Below are 17,836 nucleotides of genomic sequence, written 5' to 3' on the forward strand. Positions count from 1 at the left end.
AACGCTGAGGGTGACTCAATGGAACGGATCCATACCTTTGCCGTGCCACCGCCGAGAAATCAAGACCCCTGCGTTACGCCGTGGTTAATCCCCCGCGCCCTGCCCCTTATGTCAGGAAGCCCCGCAGCAAGGCGGCCGTGCCGCCGCAGTGCTCGCGCATCATCTCCCGCGCCCCGTCCGCGTCCCCGTCGAGCACCGCCTCGACGAGGGCGGTGTGCTGGCGCTGCGAATGCTCCAGGTTCCGTACCAAGAGGGGGATGCAGTCCAGGAGGTCGTTGACGGTCGCGCGGACCGCCGCGTACTGCGCGGTGAGCGAGGGGGAGCCGCAGAGCTCGGCGAGGGTCAGGTGCAGGAGCGTGTCCTGGCGGCGGTACTCGGAGAGTGGCGCCTCATGGGTCTGCGCGAGCGCCGTGCGCAGCCGCTCGCGCTGCTCGTCGCTCAGGCCGTGCGCCGCGCAGAGCCCGGCCGCGCCGACCTCCAGGACCTCGCGGAACCGCAGCGCGTCCTCGACGTCGACGTCCGCCACGCGCCGCCGCAGCTCGTCCTCGCCCCCCGCCTCGGGGCGCGGGCGCACGAACGTGCCGCCGTACCTGCCCCGCCGCGACTCGACGAGGCCCTGGTCCTGGAGCACCTTGAGGACCTCGCGCAGCGTCACCCGGCTGATGCCGAGCCGGTCGGCCAACTCCCGCTCCGACGGCAGGCGTTCACCGCCGGGCACCAGGCCGAGGCGTACGACCTGGAGGATCTGCTCCAGGGCCTCCTCGAAGCCGTTGCCCGCCCGTACGGGGCGAAGGACCGGTGTGAGCCGGTCGTCGGCGGCCGTGGCGGCCGCGTCACCTGTGTCGGCGGCCGCGTCGGCATCCGCGTCGGCATCCGTGTGCGACATCTGGCCGTACCCCCTTCCCAATCAATGGTTCTCGGCAATACCTTATGGCTCTCGGCTGACCCAAGGAGGATTTTCCCGTGGCAGACCGCACACCCCCGCTCGGGATCGAGGAGCTGCGTGCTCTCGTCACGAGCGGCGAGATCGACACTGTCGTCCTGGCCTTCCCCGATATGCAAGGGCGGCTCCAGGGCAAGCGGTTCGCCGCCCCGTTCTTCCTCGACGACGTCCTGGAGAACGGCACGGAGGGCTGCAACTACCTCCTGGCCGTCGACGCGGAGATGAACACCGTCGAGGGATACGCGATGTCCTCCTGGGACCGCGGCTACGGCGACTTCGCCATGCGCCCCGACCTCAGCACCCTGCGCCGCGTTCCCTGGAACGAAGGCACCGCGATGCTCATCGCGGACCTCGCCTGGAACGACTCCTCGCCCGTCGTGGCCGCGCCCCGCCAGATCCTGCGCCGCCAGCTCGACCGGCTCGCCGAACTCGGCTTCACCGCCAACGTCGGCACGGAGCTGGAGTTCATCGTCTTCAAGGACACCTACGAGCAGGCCTGGGACTCCGGCTACAAGGCCCTGACCCCGGCGAACCAGTACAACATCGACTACTCCGTGCTCGGCACGGGACGCATCGAGCCGCTCCTGCGCCGCATCCGCAACGACATGGCGGCCGCCGGACTCGTCGTCGAGTCGGCCAAGGGCGAGTGCAATCCGGGCCAGCACGAGATCGTGTTCCGCTACGACGACGCCCTCGTCACCTGCGACCAGCACGCCATCTACAAGACCGGCGCCAAGGAGATCGCGTCCCAGGAAGGTGTCTCGCTCACCTTCATGGCCAAGTACAACGAGCGCGAGGGCAACTCCTGTCACATCCACCTCTCACTCGCGGACGCCGACGGCAACAACGCCATGGCCGGTTCATCGAGCGACCCCGGTGGTATGTCGCCCGTCATGCGGCACTTCCTCGCCGGGCAGCTCGCCGCGCTCCGCGACTTCTCGCTCCTCTACGCGCCCAACATCAACTCCTACAAGCGGTTCCGGCCGGGCTCGTTCGCGCCGACCGCCGCCGCCTGGGGCTACGACAACCGCACCTGCGCCCTGCGCGTCGTGGGCCACGGCCGCTCGATGCGCTTCGAGAACCGTCTGCCGGGCGGCGACGTGAACCCGCACCTCGCGGTCGCCGGACTCGTGGCCGCCGGTCTGCACGGCATGGAGCAGAAGCTCGAACTGCCCGAGGAGTGCACGGGCAACGCCTACACCGGTGACTACGCGCACGTCCCCACCACCCTGCGCGAGGCCGCCGAGCTCTGGGAGAACAGCGCCATCGCCAAGGCAGCCTTCGGCGACGAGGTGGTCGCGCACTACAGCAACATGGCCCGGGTCGAACTGGACGCCTTCGACTCCGCGGTGACCGACTGGGAGCTCCGCCGCTCCTTCGAACGCATGTGAGGCACCCTTGCCCGACGTACAGAACCTCGAAGTGCTGAACCTCGACGTACTGAACCCGGCGACGGAAGAGGTCGTCGCGACCGTCCCCGCCGCCACCGCACAGGACATCGACGCCGCAGTCGCACGCGCATCCGCGGCGCAGGTGAAGTGGGCCGCCGTGGCCCCCGCCGACCGCGCCCGCCTGCTGCGCCGCTTCGCCGTGGCCGTCGACGAACACGTCGAAGAACTCGCCCAGTTGGAGGTGCGCGAAGCCGGACACGTCATCGGCAACGCACGCTGGGAGGCGGGCAACGTCCGTGATCTCCTCGACTTCGCGGCCGGGGGAGTGGAACGGCTGAGCGGCCGTCAGATCCCGGTGCCCGGCGGCCTGAACGTCACGATCCTCGAACCCCTCGGGGTCGTCGGCGTCATCGCGCCCTGGAACTTCCCGATGCCCATCGCGGCATGGGGCACGGCCCCGGCGCTCGCGGCAGGCAACGCGGTCATCCTGAAGCCCGCGGAGACGACCCCGCTGACCGCGCTCCGCCTCGCCGAACTCGCCCTGGAGGCGGGCCTCCCCGAGGGGCTCTTCCAGGTCCTGCCCGGTGCCGGGGACGTCGCGGGCAACGCCCTCGTCGAGCACCCCGGCGTCGCCAAGATCGTGTTCACCGGCTCCACGCGCGTCGGCAAACAGATCATGGCCAAGTGCGCCGACCGAGTGAAGCGCGTGACGCTCGAACTCGGCGGCAAGAGCCCGAACATCGTCTTCGCCGACGCGGACGTGGAGGCCGCCGCCCTCGCCACCCCCATGTCGTACCTCGACAACTCCGGCCAGGACTGCTGCGCCCGCACCCGCATCCTCGTGCAGCGCTCGGTGTACGACCGCTTCCTGGAGATCGTCGGACCGGCCGTCGAGTCCGTCGTCGTCGGCGACCCGGCCGACGAGAAGACCCAGATGGGCCCGCTGATCTCCAGGTCCCAGCTGGAGCGCGTGCGGTCGTACGTCCCCTCCGGCGCCGGAATCCACGGAACGGCCCCCGAAGGGCCCGGCTTCTGGTTCCCGCCGACGCTCCTCACCGACGCCGAAGCCGCGTCGCCGGTGGCGACGGAAGAGGTCTTCGGCCCGGTCGCCGTCGTCCTCCCCTTCGAGGACGAGGCCGACGCGATCCGCCTCGCCAACGCGACCGAGTACGGCCTTTCGGGATCGATCTGGACGCGGGACGTCAGCAGGGCCCTGCGGGTCTCCCAGGCCGTCCAGGCCGGGAACCTGTCCGTCAACTCGCACTCTAGCGTGCGCTATTGGACCCCGTTCGGGGGTTACAAGCAGTCCGGACTCGGTCGTGAGCTCGGCCCGGACGCGCTCGCCGCTTTCACGGAAACCAAGAACGTCTTCATCAGCACGGAGGCCTGAGCACCATGACCGAAGCAATCATCTGCCGCCGCCTGGTCGGCCGCACCGCCGTCGTCACCGGCGCCGGCAGCGGCATCGGCCTCGCCACCGCGCGCCGCCTCGCCTCCGAGGGCGCGCACGTCGTCTGCGGCGACATCGACGAGGCCGCGGGAAAGGCGGCGGCCGACGAGGTCGGCGGCACCTTCGTCAAGGTCGACGTCACCGACGCCGAGCAGGTCGAGGCGCTCTTCAAGACCGCGTACGACACCTACGGCTCGGTCGACATCGCCTTCAACAACGCGGGCATCTCGCCGCCCGACGACGACTCCATCCTGGACACGGGCCTCGAGGCCTGGAAGCGCGTCCAGGACGTCAACCTCACCTCCGTCTTCCTGTGCTGCAAGGCCGCCATCCCCTACATGCGGCGCCAGGGCAAGGGCTCGATCATCAACACCGCGTCGTTCGTGGCCAGGATGGGCGCCGCGACCTCGCAGATCTCGTACACCGCGTCCAAGGGCGGCGTCCTCGCGATGTCCCGCGAGCTGGGCGTGCAGTTCGCCCGCGAGGGCATCCGCGTGAACGCGCTGTGCCCCGGCCCGGTCAACACCCCGCTCCTGCGGGAGCTCTTCGCCAAGGACCCCGAGCGTGCCGCCCGCCGCCTCGTCCACATCCCCGTGGGCCGCTTCGCCGAGGCCGACGAGCTCGCCGCCGCCGTGGCGTTCCTCGCCAGCGACGACTCCTCCTTCGTGAACGCCACCGACTTCCTCGTCGACGGCGGCATCGCGGGCGCGTACGTCACGCCCGTGTAGTTCACCCCGCAGCAATCCCCCCGACAGCCGGGCGTCGCACGACGCCCGGCTGTCCTGCGTAGACACAGGAGTGTGTTCATGAACCTCAAGCGCCGCTGCGCCGCGGCCGCAGCCGTCCTCGCCGTCGCCGCCACCGGACTCGTCTCCGTCCAGGCGACCGCTCAGGCCACCCAGCCCGCCCCGGCCACCGGCTCCCGGGCCGAGAAGTGCCCCAGGCTCACCGTCTCCCCGGGCTGGTACGGCGACAACCGGGCCAGACTCCAGAAGATGATCGACACGTACGGGCGCTGCGGCGGCAGCCACAAGGGCGCCGCCAAGCCCGTCGCCGCCTTCGACTGGGACAACACGGTCATCAAGAACGACGTCGGTGACGCCACCATGTTCTGGCTCCTGCGCAACAGCAAGATACGTACGCCTCGCGGCGCCGACTGGCACACCACGAGCCGCTACCTCACCGACCCGGCGGCCAAGGCCCTGGCCAAGGCCTGCCCCGCCACCGGCACCACCCTGCCCACGCGCCGCGACACGGACTGCGCCGACGAGATCGCCTCCGTCTACAGCGAGGGCACCACCACCGGCGGCGACGCGGCCTTCGCCGGCTTCGACCACCGCCGCATGGAACCCCAGTACGCCTGGCTTGCCCAGCTCACCCGCGGCTGGTCCACCCGGCAGGTCGAGGGCTTCGCCGCCGCGGCCCGCAAGGAGAACCTCGCCGCGCCTGTAGGCACCGAACAGCAGGTCGGCACCGGCAAGTTCACCGGCTGGGTCCGCTACTACGACCAGCAGCGCGATCTGATCCGTACGCTCAAGAAGGCCGGGTTCGACGTCTACGTGGTCTCCGCGTCGCCCGAGCCGGTCGCCGAGGTGTGGGCGAAGGGCGTCGGCGTCGACGCCCGGCACACCATCGGCATCCGCAACGTCACCGCGCACGGGAAGCTGACGGCCCATCTGGCGGGCTGCGGCACCGTCAAGGACGGCGACGACTCGATGATCACGTACATCGACGGGAAGCGCTGCTGGATCAACCAGGAGATCCACGGACTCCGGGGCGCCGCCGCCGAGAAGGTCCAACCGGCCCACAAGCGGCAGGTGTTCGCGGCAGGGGACTCCGACACCGACATCTCCTTCCTGCGTGACGCCACGGCCCTGCGGCTCGTCCTGAACCGCAACAAGAACGAGCTGATGTGCCGCGCCTACGACAACGGCGACGGCCGCTGGCTGGTGAACCCCATGTTCATCGAGCCCAAGGGCAGGCTCGCGAAGCCCTACCCGTGCGCCAGCACCGGTTACACCGAACGGGACGGCAAGGAAGGCCCGGTGCGCCGCGCCGACTGGTCCGTCATCCCCGACCAGAAGGACACGGTGCACGGATCCTGACCGTGCCCCGAGATTGATGTACGGTCCATGCGCATGCGCAACAGACATGCCTTGGCGTTGACGCTGGCCACGGCCGCCACTCTGGCGGCCGTGCCTGCGACGCTCCCCGCGGCCGCCGCCACGCCCGCGAACTCCCCCGCTGCGAAGGCCCATTGCCCGCAGCTGTCCAAGAAGCTGACCTGGTTCGGCGACAACCGCGACCGGCTCCAGCAGATGATCGACGAGCGCGGACGCTGCGGCTCCCACCGGGGGCACGACCAGAAGCGTCCCGTCGCCGCCTTCGACTGGGACAACACCGTCGTCAAGAACGACATCACCGACGCGACGATCGCCTGGTCCCTCCACCACGACAAGATCCTTCGCCCCGCCAGCTGGAAGTCCACCAGCAAGTGGATGACCGACGAGGCGGACAAGGCGCTCACCAAGGCCTGCGGCACGAAGGTGCCGGTCGGCAAGCCGCTGCCCACCTCCACCGACACCGACTGCGCCGACGAGATCTTCGAGGTCCGCGAGGACGGCAGGACGATGAGCGGCGCCGCCGCCTTCGCCGGCGAGTGGGACCACCGGCACACCGTCCCGCAGTACGCCTGGGTGCCCCAGCTCTTCGCCGGACACACCGTCCCCGAACTGGAGTCGTACGCCGCGAAGGCCCGCAAGCAGGTGCTCGCGGCCCCGATCGGCGCCACCCAGACCGTCGGCACGCACGAGATCCCCGGTTACGCCCGCTACTACGACCAGCAGCGCGACCTCATCCGCACGCTCAAGAAGGCCGGGTTCGACGTCTACATCGTCTCGGCGGGCTCGGAGCCGGTGACGGAGGTCTGGTCGAAGGGCGTCGGCATCGACCGGAAGCACACCATCGCCATCCGCTCGGTCCTCGACCGCAAGGGCCGGATCACCACCTGGAACCAGGGCTGCGGCGACGTACCGGTGAACAAGGGCGAGGCCATCCCGTACATCGACGGCAAGCGCTGCTGGATCAACCAGGAGATCTACGGAGTCAAGGGCAAGTCGGCCTGGGACAAGCAGGACCCCTCCCACCGCATCGCCCTCGGCGGCGGTGACGCCGACACGGACGTGACGTTCGTCGGCGACGCCACGGGCGCGCACCTCGTCCTGAACCGCAACAAGAACGAGGTCATGTGCCGCGGCTACGACAACGCCGACGGCCGCTGGGTCGTGAACCCCATGTTCATCGAGCCCATGAAGCAGAAGCCGGACCTCTACCCGTGCTCGACGGCCGCGTACAACGCACCGGACGGCAGCAAGGGCCCGGTCCTGCGCGAAGACGGCTCCGTGGTGCCTGATCAGGCGGACGCTGTGTTCTGACCGTTCCGACTGCTCCGACTGTTCTGATCTTCGCGGCACGTCCTAGAGTGCCGGGATGAGCATGTCGCCTCCTCCCGGCTGGTACCCGGACCCGTCGGCGCCCCCGGCACAGCCCGTCGAGCGCTGGTGGGACGGGTCCGCGTGGACCGAGCACCGGCGTGCGCCCGCGGCCCCTCGAACGGGCCAGGCGCAGCCGGGGTTCGGCCCGCCGCAGGACCGGACCCAGGTCCAGCCGCTGCCCGGGACCTCCGCAGGAGGCCGGGCCAAGGTGGTGGCCCTCGCCACCGCCGGGGTCGTCCTGGTCGCGTCGATCGTCACGGGCGTGGTGCTCCTGCGCGAGGACGACCGCGACCCGCAGGCAGGACCGCAGGCGCCGACCACCTCGGAGCCGGCGGACAGCCCCACGCCGACCTCGCCGACGCCCACCACGTCGGCGCCGGACCCCGACCCCTCCACCCTCGTCGACCAGCTCAACGGCATCACGATCCCGGTCCCCGACGGCTGGGAGAAGGCCGACAGCACCGTCGGCGGCGATCCGACCGTCCGCACCCCGGACGTCTACGACTGCCCCGGCGAGGGCAGCCTCTGCCGCCACGGCACGGTCTACTCGCGCACCTCGACGGCGACGGACGAGCGCTCGCCCAAGGCACTGGCCCAGCGGGACATCAAGGACGCCGCGGACCGGGCGTACGACGAGGACAAGGTCGGCATGAAGCCCTTCGGCGGCATCGCGAGCCACGAGAAGGTCAAGGAGGGGACCGTCGCGGTCGCGGGCCGCTCCGGATACCTCGTGCGCTGGCGCGTCCGCACGAACAAGGGCCCCGGCGGGTACGTCCAGTCCTTGGCGTTCCCCTCGAGCGTCGGCTCCGAGGCGATGGTCATCATCCGCTTCGCGATCGACGCGCGGACCGGCGAAGGCGCGCCGCCGCTCGCCGACCTGGACAAGATCACCAAGGGGATCCGCCCGGTCGGTGCCGAGGGGACGAGCGGCGGCGTGGGCAACAGCGTGGGCGCGACGCCCTGACGCTCCCGGGGTCTCAACGCCCTGACGTTCCCGGGGCTCAGAGGAAGGTGTGCCCCTCTCCCCGGTACGTCGGCACGGTGGCCGTCACGCGGTCGCCCTCGACGAGCCGCAGCGCGTCGAACCGCTCGCACATCTCCCCGGCCTTGGCGTGCCGGAACCACACCTTGTCGCCGATCAGCAGGTCGTCCGCGGGCGCGCCGAGCAGCGGTGTCTGCACCTCGCCCGCACCCTCCTGCGGGTCGTAGCGCAGCCCTTCCGGGAGATAGGGCACAGGGGAGCGGTCGGGTCCCGCGGCACCCGACGCGGGGTAGCCGCCGCCGAGCACGGTCACCGTGCCGACGCCGGGGCGGCGCACGACGGGCTGGGCGAAGAGCGCGGCCGGACGCCCGCTGAACGACGTGTAGTTGTCGAAGAGGCGCGGTACGTACAGGCCCGACCCCGCGGCGATCTCGGTCACGGCCCGCTCGGCCGCGGTGTGCTGCACGCTGCCGGTGCCGCCGCCGTTGACGAACTCCAGGTCCGGGGCGACCGCCCGCACCGCGCGGATGGTCTCGGCCCGCCGGGCGGCGAGCTCCTTGCGGGCGGCGGTCTGCATCAGCCGGATGGCACGGGAGCGCGCGGGATGCCCTGCGACCGCGTCACCGACCCCCGCCACATGCCCTTCGTACGCCATCACGCCCACGAGCCGGAACCCCGGCCGCCGGGCCACGGCGCGGGCGAGCGCGGCGACTTGGACGGGGGAGTGCAGGGGCGAGCGCAGCGCCCCGATCCGCACGCGCCCGCCGAGGATCTTGTAGGCGGTGTCCAACTCCAGGCAGACCCGGACCTCTTCGCGCCCGTCGCCCCTGGCCTCGTCGATGAGCCGCAGCTGCGCCGGGTCGTCGATCATCACGGTCACCGAGGAAGCGAGCTTCGGGTCGGCGGCGAGCTCTGCGAAGGCGGCCCGGTCGGCCGAAGGGTAGGCGAGCAGGACGTCGTCGAACCCGGACCGCGCGAGCCACAGGGACTCGGCGAGCGTGTAGGACATGATCCCGGCGAAGCCGTCGCGGGCCAGGACGCGTTCGAGCAGCGCCCGGCAGCGTACGGACTTGCTCGCGACCCGGATCGGCTTCCCGCCGGCCCGGCGCACGAGGTCGTCGGCATTGGCGTCGAACGCCTCCAGGTCGACGATCGCGACGGGGGCGTCGAGGTGCGCGGTGGCCCGGTCGTAGCGGGCCCTGTCTGCTGCACGGGCTGTCATGGCCGAAGCCTGCCAGACGGGATTACCCGAGGGTAGGGGGATGATCCGGGCAGATCGCCCGGGGGTGCGGACTGGTTCCCTCACGACCGGAATCTGCCCTTAGAGTTACGCGCAGAAGAGCGAGGAAACGGGGGGTGCATGAGCACGGAAGCGCGACGGGCTCCCGTCCCGCCACGTCCCACGACTCCACCCCCACCGCCGGGCCCGCCTGCCTCCCCGGCGCCTCCCGTGCCATCCGCGCGCTTCCCGGACGGGCGTCCGCGGACGCCGGGCGACGGTGAGTGCTCCCCGCCGCCACCGCCGGTGGCCGACCCCGCGCCCGAGGACGGCGACTCCATACTCGAGGACCTGCTGGCGCCCTTCGACCGGGCGAGGGAGCCGGGGCCCGCCGCGTCACCGGACGACCAGCAGGACGCTGATGGCGAGCAGTTGCCGTCACCGCCTCCGCCGCCCGCTTCGGCGCGTTTTCCCGACGCGCCGCCTCCGGCGACGACGCGCGCGCACGCGCCGGTGCCTGACCCTGCCCCCGCCTCCGCCCAGACGCCCGCCGCCGAAGCGCCGCTCCTGCCGCCGCGCCCTCCTGCTCCGCCGTACGTCGGCGTGCCGGGCCCGGACGCGGAGAGCGAACCGGACGCGGCGGAGTACCGACTCCGCCCCCCGATGCCTGCCGCACCGCCGTCGGCTGTGGCTGTGTCCGCTGTATCCGCAGTATCCGCGGACATACCTGAGGCCCACCCGGGGCCCGCGCCGCTTGCCGGGATCGCGCCACCGCCCTGGTCCGCGTCGGAGCCCGCAGCCGCGTCCCCGTCCGACTCCGCACCCGCATCCGCATCGGCATCCGCGCCGGAGGCTGTCACGCCCACGCCGACGCCCCCGGCGCCCCCCACCGAGCCCGCGACCTCGCAGACCCACGCGTACGCCCGCACTCCCCGGACCACCGCCGCCCGCCGCGCGGTCGGCGCCGTCGACCTGACGCCGGGACCCGGGGCGGGGCGGCCCTTCGTGGCGTTCGCGCGGCCCGCGCTCTACGACGACAGCACCACGCGGCTGCGGCCCGTCCGCACCTGGGTGCAGCCCCGCGTGACCGCGGCCGCCGCCTGTGTCGTGCTCGGGCTCGGGCTCATCGGGGGCGCCGCCACCGGGAGTTGGCTGACCGGGGGAACCGAGGGGGCGAGCGCATCGCCCAACGCGTACGCCGTGGCGGGCGAGCTCTGGCACAGCGTGCCCGTCGACCAGCTCTTCCCGGCGACCATCAAGGGGGAGGGCGCGGGACCCGGCGGAGCCGACCGCACCTGGACCCGTGTCGCCGTCGCCCCCGACAGCACCTGCAAGGGCGCCTTCGACCCGCTCCTGCGCAAGGCACTCGCCCCGGCGGGCTGCCTGAGGCTGCTGCGCGCCACGTACACGGACGCGACCCGCAGCCATGTCACCACCGTGGGCCTGCTGTTCACCAAGGCCGACGCCGAAGCGATGCGCTCCCTGCGCACCCGCTTCACGGAGGAAGGCCTTGACCGGCGCCCCGACCTGATGCCACGGCCGTACGCGGCCAAGGGCACCCCGGCCGCGGACTTCGGCGACGCCCAGCGCGCGTCCTGGACGGTCTCCGTGCTCCCGGACGCCCCCGTCGTCGCCTTCGCCGTCTCCGGTTTCGCCGACGGGCGTACGGTCACCGAACCCGAGCCCGCCGAAGAGGCCATGAACACCTCCGACACCACCGCCCCCGCCCAGGCGGGCCTCGGCAACGAGGCGAAGGGCATCGCCGACCGCGTCGAGCGGCGCCTGCGCAAGACCATCGCGGCCACGGAGAAGCCCTCATGAGAACCCGCCGGTGGGCGGTCGCCGCCCTCGCCGCCTCGCTCGCGCTCCTGCCCGCCACCGCGCACGCCGACGACGGCATACGCGCACAGCAGTGGGCCCTGGACGCCATGCACACCGGCCAGGCCTGGCAGACCACCAAGGGCAAGGGCATCACCGTCGCCGTCCTGGACACCGGCATAGACCGCGACCACCCCGACCTGACCGGCAGCGTCCTCGAAGGCAAGGACATGGTCGGCTTCGGGGCGAAGAAGGGCGACCGCCCCTGGGCCCGGCACGGCACCGCCATGGCCGGCATCATCGCGGGCCACGGGCACGGCGCGGGCAACGGCGACGGCGTCGTCGGCATCGCCCCGGAGGCGAGGATCCTGCCGATCCGCGTCATCCTGGAGGACGGCGACCCGGACCGCGCGAAGGCCCGCAACACCCGGGGCAACGCGCTGGCGGACGGCATCCGCTGGGCCGCCGACCACGGCGCCGACGTCATCAACCTCTCCCTCGGCGACGACTCCAAGTCCGCCCACCCCGAACCCGCCGAGGACGCCGCGGTCCAGTACGCCCTGAAGAAGGGCGCCGTCGTCGTCGCGTCGGCGGGCAACGGCGGCGAGCGCGGCGACCACATCTCGTACCCGGCGGCCTATCCCGGAGTCATCGCCGCCACCGCCGTCGACGCGAACGGCGACCGCGCCTCCTTCTCCACCCGCCGCTGGTACGCCACCGTCAGCGCCCCCGGCAAGAAGATCGTCATCGCCGACCCCGACCGCGAGTACTACGAAGGCTGGGGCACCAGCGCCGCCTCGGCGTTCGTCTCGGGCGCCGTCGCCCTCATCCGCGCCGCCCACCCCGGCCTCACCCCGCCCCAGATCAAGCAGCTCCTGGAGGACACCGCACGGGACGTGCCCAGCGGTGGCCGCGACGACTCGCACGGCTTCGGCTTCATCGACCCGGCGGCCGCGATCGCCGAGGGCGGCAAGAAGAAGCCGGAGGAGCTGAGCTCCGCGGCGTACGGGAAGAAGTACTTCGGCCCGGGTCCCGACGAGGACGCGGGCGACGGCGGACCCGCCGGCTGGGTGGGCCCGGTCGCGGGCGGCCTCGGCGTGGCCCTCCTGGCAGCGGCGGTCTACCTCTGGCGCGGCCGTCGCCAAGCCCGCCCAGGCACCGCTCGACAGGTCCCGGACCAGGGTCGATAGGGTCGGTGCCGTGGCGAACAAGAACATCCCGGACCCCGGCTTCTCCGACGACGACGGCTCCGCCGACCCCCGGCTCACCGCGGCCCTGACCGCGTGGGCCGACGACCGCACGGCCCACGGCCCCGTCCTGGAGGCGCTGACCGGCGCCCGGCTGCTGGTCCCCGTGGTCGCCGTGCTCGGCGAGGTCGAGGAGGACGCGAACGGGCTGCGCCGCGAGAAGTCCAGCGACATGGCCGTCCCCACCCTCAAGGCGGGCGACCGCAAGGCACTGCCCGCGTTCACCTCGACCCAGGCCCTCGCCCTGTGGGACCCGGAGGCACGGCCCGTCGCCGTCCCCCTGCACCAGGCGCTCCAGGCCGCCGCCCACGAACAGGCCGACACGATCGTGCTCGATCTCGCGGGACCCGTTCCCTACGAGATCAACCGGCCCGCCCTGATCGCCCTCTCCGAAGGCCGTCACACCCGGGACCCGCTCGCCGACCCCGCTGTCACGGCCGCCGTGCGCGCGGCCGTCGCCGCCGAGCCCGCCGTTCTGCGCGCCCACCTCGGCGCGGGCACCGCGGACGGCACCCTCGCGCTGGTCCTGGACCCCTCGGCGGACCCGGCCGAAGCCGCCCAGCGTGTCGCCGGGCACATCGCGGCCGACGAAACACTGAGGGCCCGCCTGGTGAGCGGCCTCGACCTGGCACTGCTGCCGGCCGGGGCGACGCCACCGGGCGAGCCCTTCTACGTACGAGAAGCCTGAGAGGTCAGCCGAAGACCGGGCCCGTGTACTTCTCGCCCGGACCCTGGCCCGGCTCGTCCGGCACGTCGGAGGCCTCGCGGAAGGCCAGCTGCAGCGACTTCAGGCCGTCGCGCAGCGGGGCCGCGTGGAACGAGGAGATCTCCGTGGCGCTCGCGTCCATCAGGCCGGCGAGCGAGTGGATCAGCTTGCGGGCCTCGTCGAGGTCCTTGTGGCCCTCGCCGCCCTCGGCGAGGCCCAGGTTCACGGCCGCGGCGCTCATCAGGTGGACGGCGACCGTGGTGATCACCTCGACCGCGGGGACGTCCGCGATGTCACGGGTCAGGGTGTCGAAGTCGGGGGAGCCGCCGGTGGCGGACTCGGGGGTGGGGGTCGCGTCGCTCATGTCCCACACGATAAGCGGAGCCCCGTCCGGAGTGTCCCGCGGGAGTCCGTGCGGACTGCACGGCGCCGTTGGTTAGCCCCACCCCCGCGGAGCTGCTAACCTTGTGTAACGACCGGCCGGACACTCGCGTGCCACGCAGAGACCCGGCCCACAAGTGGAGGCTCCGCTTCCCACCTAGTCGCTCCCCGGAGCGGCAGGTCACCGGTCAGGCGGCCGCAGTCCCCGAGACTACGGCAGGCCCGAGATGCGCCCCGCGATCACCGCGGAGGTGCTCCGGTAGTAATGGAGCCCCTTCCTGTGATCGGTTGGGGCATTTTTTATGTACTCACTCGGTTGGTCGAGACAACAGACGTAACGCGGCTGTCCGCCAGACCGCCGCGTGGTGCTACCGAGGAGGATCCATCAGCGCCGAGCCCCGCATCAACGACCGGATTCGCGTTCCCGAGGTGCGACTTGTCGGTCCCAGCGGCGAGCAGGTCGGGATTGTTCCGCTTGCCAAGGCCCTGGAACTTGCACAGGAGTACGACCTCGACCTGGTCGAGGTGGCGGCTACTGCCCGTCCGCCCGTGTGCAAGCTCATGGACTACGGGAAGTTCAAGTACGAGTCGGCCATGAAGGCCCGTGAGGCGCGCAAGAACCAGGCGCACACGGTCATCAAGGAGATGAAGCTCCGGCCGAAGATCGACCCGCACGACTATGACACCAAGAAGGGTCACGTCGTCCGGTTCCTCAAGCAGGGCGACAAGGTCAAGATCACGATCATGTTCCGTGGTCGCGAGCAGTCCCGGCCGGAGCTCGGCTACCGACTGCTGCAGCGTCTCGCGAACGACGTCGAAGACCTCGGGTTCATCGAGTCGAACCCGAAGCAGGACGGCCGAAACATGATCATGGTCCTCGGTCCGCACAAGAAGAAGACCGAAGCCATGGCCGAGGCCCGCGAGGCCCAGGCTGTCCGCAAGGCAGACGCGAAGGCCAACCCGGGCCGCTCGCAGAACGCCGTCGCGGAGGAGGAGCCCGCCGAGGCTCCTGCCGAGGCCGCCGCCGAGGCCGAGGCGCCCGCCGAGGAGCCTGCAGAGGCCTGATTCAGGACGCGCCTCCCACGCGCGCCCCGAACGACAACCGATACATCTGACGCTCCCTGCCCACGGTTCGCAGGAACCGGTAACGGCAGGGAGTGCCAATGACGAGGAGAGAACGGCGCTATGCCGAAGAACAAGACGCACAGCGGTGCCAGCAAGCGCTTCAAGATCACCGGCTCCGGCAAGGTGCTCCGTGAGCGCGCCGGCAAGCGCCACCTGCTCGAGCACAAGTCGTCCCGTCTGACGCGTCGCCTCAGCGGCAACGCCGAGATGGCCCCGGGCGACGCCAAGAAGATCAAGAAGCTTCTCGGCAAGTGAGTCCTGGCGCACACCGCGCCTGAACTCTGACCGGGACCCAATCGATACCGGGTCGTGTGAGTCCAACCACGACCCCGCTACAAGGAGTTAACAAGTGGCACGCGTCAAGCGGGCAGTCAACGCCCACAAGAAGCGTCGGGCGATCCTCGAAGCGGCCAGCGGCTACCGCGGCCAGCGTTCGCGCCTGTACCGCAAGGCCAAGGAGCAGGTCACCCACTCCCTGGTCTACAACTACAACGATCGCAAGAAGCGCAAGGGCGACTTCCGTCAGCTGTGGATCCAGCGCATCAACGCCGCTGCCCGCCAGAACGGCATGACGTACAACCGCCTCATCCAGGGTCTGAAGGCCGCCAACATCGAGGTGGACCGCAAGATCCTGGCCGAGCTGGCCGTCAACGACGCGAACGCGTTCGCCGCGCTCGTCGAGGTTGCGCAGAAGGCCCTGCCGTCGGACGTCAACGCCCCCAAGGCTGCCTGACGCCGCGCCGTACCTGAGCGTTGCTCGCGGACCCGCAGGCCTACTGGCCTGCGGGTCCGCTTGCGTCCGGCCTCGTGTCCGCCGCCCTCTGCCGTCTGCCGTCCGCCCGCCGTCTCCGGCTGAGCGCGCAGTTCCCCGCGCCCCTGACGGGGCGCTCTCCCCGAGGTGAGTTTCATGGTTGCCAGCCCCGAGTTGATCTCCCCCAAGTCGTCCCGTGTCAGCGCCGCACGGCGGCTGGCCAAGCGGAACTTCCGGGGCAAGGAGCAGCTGTTTCTCGCCGAGGGGCCGCAGGCCGTGCGGGAGGCCGCCGCGTACCCGGACACGCTCGTCGAGCTGTTCGCCACCGTGGACGCCGCCGACCGCTACGCCGACATCGTCGGCGAGGCCCGTGCCGCCGGTGCCCGTCTGCACCTGGCGGACGAGGACGTCATCGCCGACATCTCGACGACCGTGACGCCGCAGGGGCTCGTCGGGGTCTGCCGGTTCGTCGACACCCCCTTCGACAGCATCCTCGCCGCACGGCCCAAGCTGGTCGCCGTCCTCGCGCACGTCCGTGACCCCGGGAACGCCGGCACCGTGCTGCGGTGCGCCGACGCCGCGGGAGCCGACGCGGTCGTCCTGACGGATGCCTCCGTGGATCTCTACAACCCCAAGTGCGTGCGTGCGTCCGTCGGTTCGCTGTTCCATCTGCCCGTCGCCGTCGGCGTACCCGTCGAGCGGGCCGTCCAGGGGCTGAAGGACGCGGGTGTGCGGATCCTGGCCGCCGACGGGGCGGGCGAGGACGACCTCGACGACGAGCTCGACAAGGGCACCATGGGCACTCCTTCCGCCTGGGTCTTCGGCAACGAGGCCTGGGGCCTGCCGGAGGAGACCCGCGCACTCGCCGACGCCGTGGTGCGCGTTCCGATCCACGGCAGAGCCGAAAGCCTCAACCTCGCGACGGCGGCGGCCGTGTGCCTCTATGCGTCCGCCCGTGCACAGCGTGCGGCTGGAGGGTGCCGTTCCGTCACTCCCAGCTAGTAGGGTGACGGGCTCGGAGGCCTCCTGCGCCGGTCCGAGAGGTGGGGTACGGGGAATGAGCATCGGCACGAGCAGATCACCGGGAGTACAGGACATCCTGTGTACTCGCGCGGACCATGGCGCCCTCGGTGACCTCGGCGACGGGCTCGGCATCCACCCGGACGACCTCCCCGACGGCCTCGTCGTCGCGGACGAGTCGGGCACGGTCATCTGCTTCAACGCCGCGGCCGCGCGCATCACCGCGGTGCTCGCGTCCGACGCCCTGGGCGCTCCGCTGGAGCGTGCCCTGCCGTTAGAGGACCTCGAAGGCCGCCGCTGGTGGCAGCTGACCGATCCGTACGGCGGCATCGCCACCCGTTTCGCCCAGCCCGAGCGCAATCTGCTGCTCCCCGGCGGGCGTGAGGTCCTCGTCTCCGCGCGCTATGTGCGCACCGCGCCCACCGGGCCCGTACGCCGCGTCGTCGTCTCCATCCGCGACACCGAGGCCCGCCGCCGCACCGAGCGCAGCCACGCGGAGCTGATCGCCACCGTCGCCCACGAGCTCCGCTCGCCCCTCACCTCCGTGAAGGGCTTCACGGCGACACTGCTCGCCAAGTGGGAGCGCTTCACCGACGACCAGAAGAAACTGATGCTGGAGACGGTGGACGCCGACGCCAACCGCGTCACGCGGCTCATCGCCGAGCTCCTCGACATCTCCCGCATCGACTCAGGGCGGCTGGAACTGCGCCGCCAGCCCGTCGACATCGGTGCCGCCGTCGGCCGCCACATCCAGGCCCATGTCGCGTCCGGCCAGGACGCGGACCGCTTCCTCGTCCGGATACAGCGGCCGCTGCCCGACTGCTGGGCCGACCCCGACAAGATCGACCAGGTGCTCAGCAATCTCCTGGAAAATGCGGTGCGGCACGGCGAAGGAACCGTCACCATCGACGTGGCAGCATCGTCGAAGGCATCCCCGCGCGAGCAGGGCGGCGCAGAGACGGCCGTGACCGTGAGCGACGAGGGGTCCGGCATTCCGGAGGAATCGATGGGCCGTGTCTTCACCCGCTTCTGGCGGGGCAGCAAGCGCGGCGGGACGGGACTGGGGTTGTACATCGTGAAGGGCATCGTGGAGGCGCACGGCGGGACGATCACCGTCGGCCGCGCGCCCGGTGGCGGCGCCCAGTTCCGATTTACGTTGCCCGTGGGCACTCCGGCATATCTCCTGTGATCGTCACCGATCACCTCTGATCCGCCCGAGCACCGCCCGCGGGCTCATTCACCTGCGCCACCCCCGTTAGACTCGATCCTTGGCACGTTTGCGTCCCCCTATGTGGACGATTCGTCTCCG

The 17,836-nt window shown here is 71.4% G+C and carries 17 protein-coding genes; 14 read left to right on the top strand and 3 right to left on the bottom strand.

The window, feature by feature from the left end:
- Positions 1 to 106: 106 nt before the first annotated feature.
- On the bottom strand, positions 107 to 886 hold the full coding sequence (locus tag AC07AG_RS32145) for a FadR/GntR family transcriptional regulator (RefSeq protein WP_478759636.1): 780 nt from the start codon (positions 884 to 886) through the stop codon (positions 107 to 109).
- 77 nt (positions 887 to 963) lie between these two features.
- On the opposite strand from AC07AG_RS32145, the gene AC07AG_RS32150 reads away from it, so the two are divergent.
- The 6 genes from AC07AG_RS32150 to AC07AG_RS32175 all read left to right on the top strand — a co-directional run bounded on the left by AC07AG_RS32150 (position 964) and on the right by AC07AG_RS32175 (position 8,242).
- Positions 964 to 2,334, top strand: coding sequence for a glutamine synthetase family protein (locus tag AC07AG_RS32150; RefSeq protein WP_478759637.1), 1,371 nt, complete (start codon positions 964 to 966; stop codon positions 2,332 to 2,334).
- A gap of 7 nt (positions 2,335 to 2,341) precedes the next feature.
- Positions 2,342 to 3,724: an aldehyde dehydrogenase family protein gene (locus tag AC07AG_RS32155; RefSeq protein WP_478759638.1), complete on the top strand. Its 1,383-nt coding sequence runs from the start codon at positions 2,342 to 2,344 to the stop codon at positions 3,722 to 3,724.
- A 5-nt stretch (positions 3,725 to 3,729) separates the two neighbouring features.
- Complete coding sequence (locus tag AC07AG_RS32160; RefSeq protein ID WP_478759639.1) at positions 3,730 to 4,512, top strand: 3-oxoacyl-ACP reductase; 783 nt, start codon at positions 3,730 to 3,732, stop codon at positions 4,510 to 4,512.
- A 78-nt stretch (positions 4,513 to 4,590) separates the two neighbouring features.
- A complete protein-coding gene (locus AC07AG_RS32165; protein ID WP_478759640.1) occupies positions 4,591 to 5,889 on the top strand; it encodes a haloacid dehalogenase-like hydrolase in 1,299 nt (432 codons plus the stop codon).
- A gap of 33 nt (positions 5,890 to 5,922) precedes the next feature.
- Positions 5,923 to 7,218, top strand: coding sequence for an HAD family hydrolase (locus tag AC07AG_RS32170; protein WP_478759641.1), 1,296 nt, complete (start codon positions 5,923 to 5,925; stop codon positions 7,216 to 7,218).
- Between the two features lie 55 nt (positions 7,219 to 7,273).
- Positions 7,274 to 8,242: a DUF2510 domain-containing protein gene (locus tag AC07AG_RS32175; RefSeq protein ID WP_478759642.1), complete on the top strand. Its 969-nt coding sequence runs from the start codon at positions 7,274 to 7,276 to the stop codon at positions 8,240 to 8,242.
- A gap of 37 nt (positions 8,243 to 8,279) precedes the next feature.
- Here the strand turns inward: AC07AG_RS32175 and AC07AG_RS32180 are convergent, their stop codons facing one another.
- Complete coding sequence (locus AC07AG_RS32180) at positions 8,280 to 9,482, bottom strand: amino acid deaminase/aldolase (RefSeq protein ID WP_478759643.1); 1,203 nt, start codon at positions 9,480 to 9,482, stop codon at positions 8,280 to 8,282.
- 228 nt (positions 9,483 to 9,710) lie between these two features.
- On the opposite strand from AC07AG_RS32180, the gene AC07AG_RS32185 reads away from it, so the two are divergent.
- Genes AC07AG_RS32185 through AC07AG_RS32195 form a run of 3 tightly spaced genes read left to right on the top strand, consistent with a single transcriptional unit; the run spans position 9,711 to position 13,232 of the window.
- Positions 9,711 to 11,300, top strand: coding sequence for a hypothetical protein (locus AC07AG_RS32185; protein WP_478759644.1), 1,590 nt, complete (start codon positions 9,711 to 9,713; stop codon positions 11,298 to 11,300).
- Positions 11,297 to 12,487 carry a type VII secretion-associated serine protease mycosin gene (gene mycP / locus AC07AG_RS32190; protein ID WP_478759645.1) on the top strand — a complete coding sequence of 397 codons (1,191 nt, stop codon included), beginning with the start codon at positions 11,297 to 11,299 and terminating at the stop codon, positions 12,485 to 12,487. The genes AC07AG_RS32185 and mycP overlap by 4 nt, the downstream gene beginning before the upstream one ends.
- A gap of 10 nt (positions 12,488 to 12,497) precedes the next feature.
- Complete coding sequence (locus tag AC07AG_RS32195) at positions 12,498 to 13,232, top strand: SseB family protein (protein WP_478759646.1); 735 nt, start codon at positions 12,498 to 12,500, stop codon at positions 13,230 to 13,232.
- A 4-nt stretch (positions 13,233 to 13,236) separates the two neighbouring features.
- Here the strand turns inward: AC07AG_RS32195 and AC07AG_RS32200 are convergent, their stop codons facing one another.
- A complete protein-coding gene (locus AC07AG_RS32200; protein ID WP_478759647.1) occupies positions 13,237 to 13,614 on the bottom strand; it encodes a DUF1844 domain-containing protein in 378 nt (125 codons plus the stop codon).
- A 401-nt stretch (positions 13,615 to 14,015) separates the two neighbouring features.
- Here AC07AG_RS32200 and infC point away from each other — a divergent pair, with 401 nt between their 5' ends.
- The 5 genes from infC (at position 14,016) to AC07AG_RS32225 (ending at position 17,716) form a co-directional block, all read left to right on the top strand.
- Positions 14,016 to 14,696, top strand: coding sequence for a translation initiation factor IF-3 (infC, locus tag AC07AG_RS32205; RefSeq protein ID WP_478759954.1), 681 nt, complete (start codon positions 14,016 to 14,018; stop codon positions 14,694 to 14,696).
- 120 nt (positions 14,697 to 14,816) lie between these two features.
- On the top strand, positions 14,817 to 15,011 hold the full coding sequence (gene rpmI / locus AC07AG_RS32210) for a 50S ribosomal protein L35 (protein ID WP_135330421.1): 195 nt from the start codon (positions 14,817 to 14,819) through the stop codon (positions 15,009 to 15,011).
- A 94-nt stretch (positions 15,012 to 15,105) separates the two neighbouring features.
- Positions 15,106 to 15,489, top strand: a complete 384-nt coding sequence (rplT, locus tag AC07AG_RS32215; protein ID WP_003970214.1) for a 50S ribosomal protein L20 — start codon at positions 15,106 to 15,108, stop codon at positions 15,487 to 15,489.
- A gap of 174 nt (positions 15,490 to 15,663) precedes the next feature.
- A complete protein-coding gene (locus AC07AG_RS32220) occupies positions 15,664 to 16,509 on the top strand; it encodes a TrmH family RNA methyltransferase (protein WP_478759648.1) in 846 nt (281 codons plus the stop codon).
- A 55-nt stretch (positions 16,510 to 16,564) separates the two neighbouring features.
- Positions 16,565 to 17,716, top strand: coding sequence for a sensor histidine kinase (locus tag AC07AG_RS32225; RefSeq protein WP_478759649.1), 1,152 nt, complete (start codon positions 16,565 to 16,567; stop codon positions 17,714 to 17,716).
- Positions 17,717 to 17,836: the final 120 nt, after the last annotated feature.

The sequence above is a fragment of the Streptomyces sp. NPDC044044 genome, from assembly GCF_056434405.1.

Coding starts and splice junctions, on each gene's coding strand:
- AC07AG_RS32145 (WP_478759636.1), bottom strand. CDS start 886: ATGTCGCACACGGATGCCGACGCGGATGCCGACGCGGCCGCCGACACA.
- AC07AG_RS32160 (WP_478759639.1), top strand. CDS start 3,730: ATGACCGAAGCAATCATCTGCCGCCGCCTGGTCGGCCGCACCGCCGTC.
- AC07AG_RS32165 (WP_478759640.1), top strand. CDS start 4,591: ATGAACCTCAAGCGCCGCTGCGCCGCGGCCGCAGCCGTCCTCGCCGTC.
- AC07AG_RS32170 (WP_478759641.1), top strand. CDS start 5,923: ATGCGCAACAGACATGCCTTGGCGTTGACGCTGGCCACGGCCGCCACT.
- AC07AG_RS32175 (WP_478759642.1), top strand. CDS start 7,274: ATGAGCATGTCGCCTCCTCCCGGCTGGTACCCGGACCCGTCGGCGCCC.
- AC07AG_RS32180 (WP_478759643.1), bottom strand. CDS start 9,482: ATGACAGCCCGTGCAGCAGACAGGGCCCGCTACGACCGGGCCACCGCG.
- mycP (WP_478759645.1), top strand. CDS start 11,297: ATGAGAACCCGCCGGTGGGCGGTCGCCGCCCTCGCCGCCTCGCTCGCG.
- AC07AG_RS32200 (WP_478759647.1), bottom strand. CDS start 13,614: ATGAGCGACGCGACCCCCACCCCCGAGTCCGCCACCGGCGGCTCCCCC.
- rpmI (WP_135330421.1), top strand. CDS start 14,817: ATGCCGAAGAACAAGACGCACAGCGGTGCCAGCAAGCGCTTCAAGATC.
- AC07AG_RS32220 (WP_478759648.1), top strand. CDS start 15,664: ATGGTTGCCAGCCCCGAGTTGATCTCCCCCAAGTCGTCCCGTGTCAGC.
- AC07AG_RS32225 (WP_478759649.1), top strand. CDS start 16,565: ATGAGCATCGGCACGAGCAGATCACCGGGAGTACAGGACATCCTGTGT.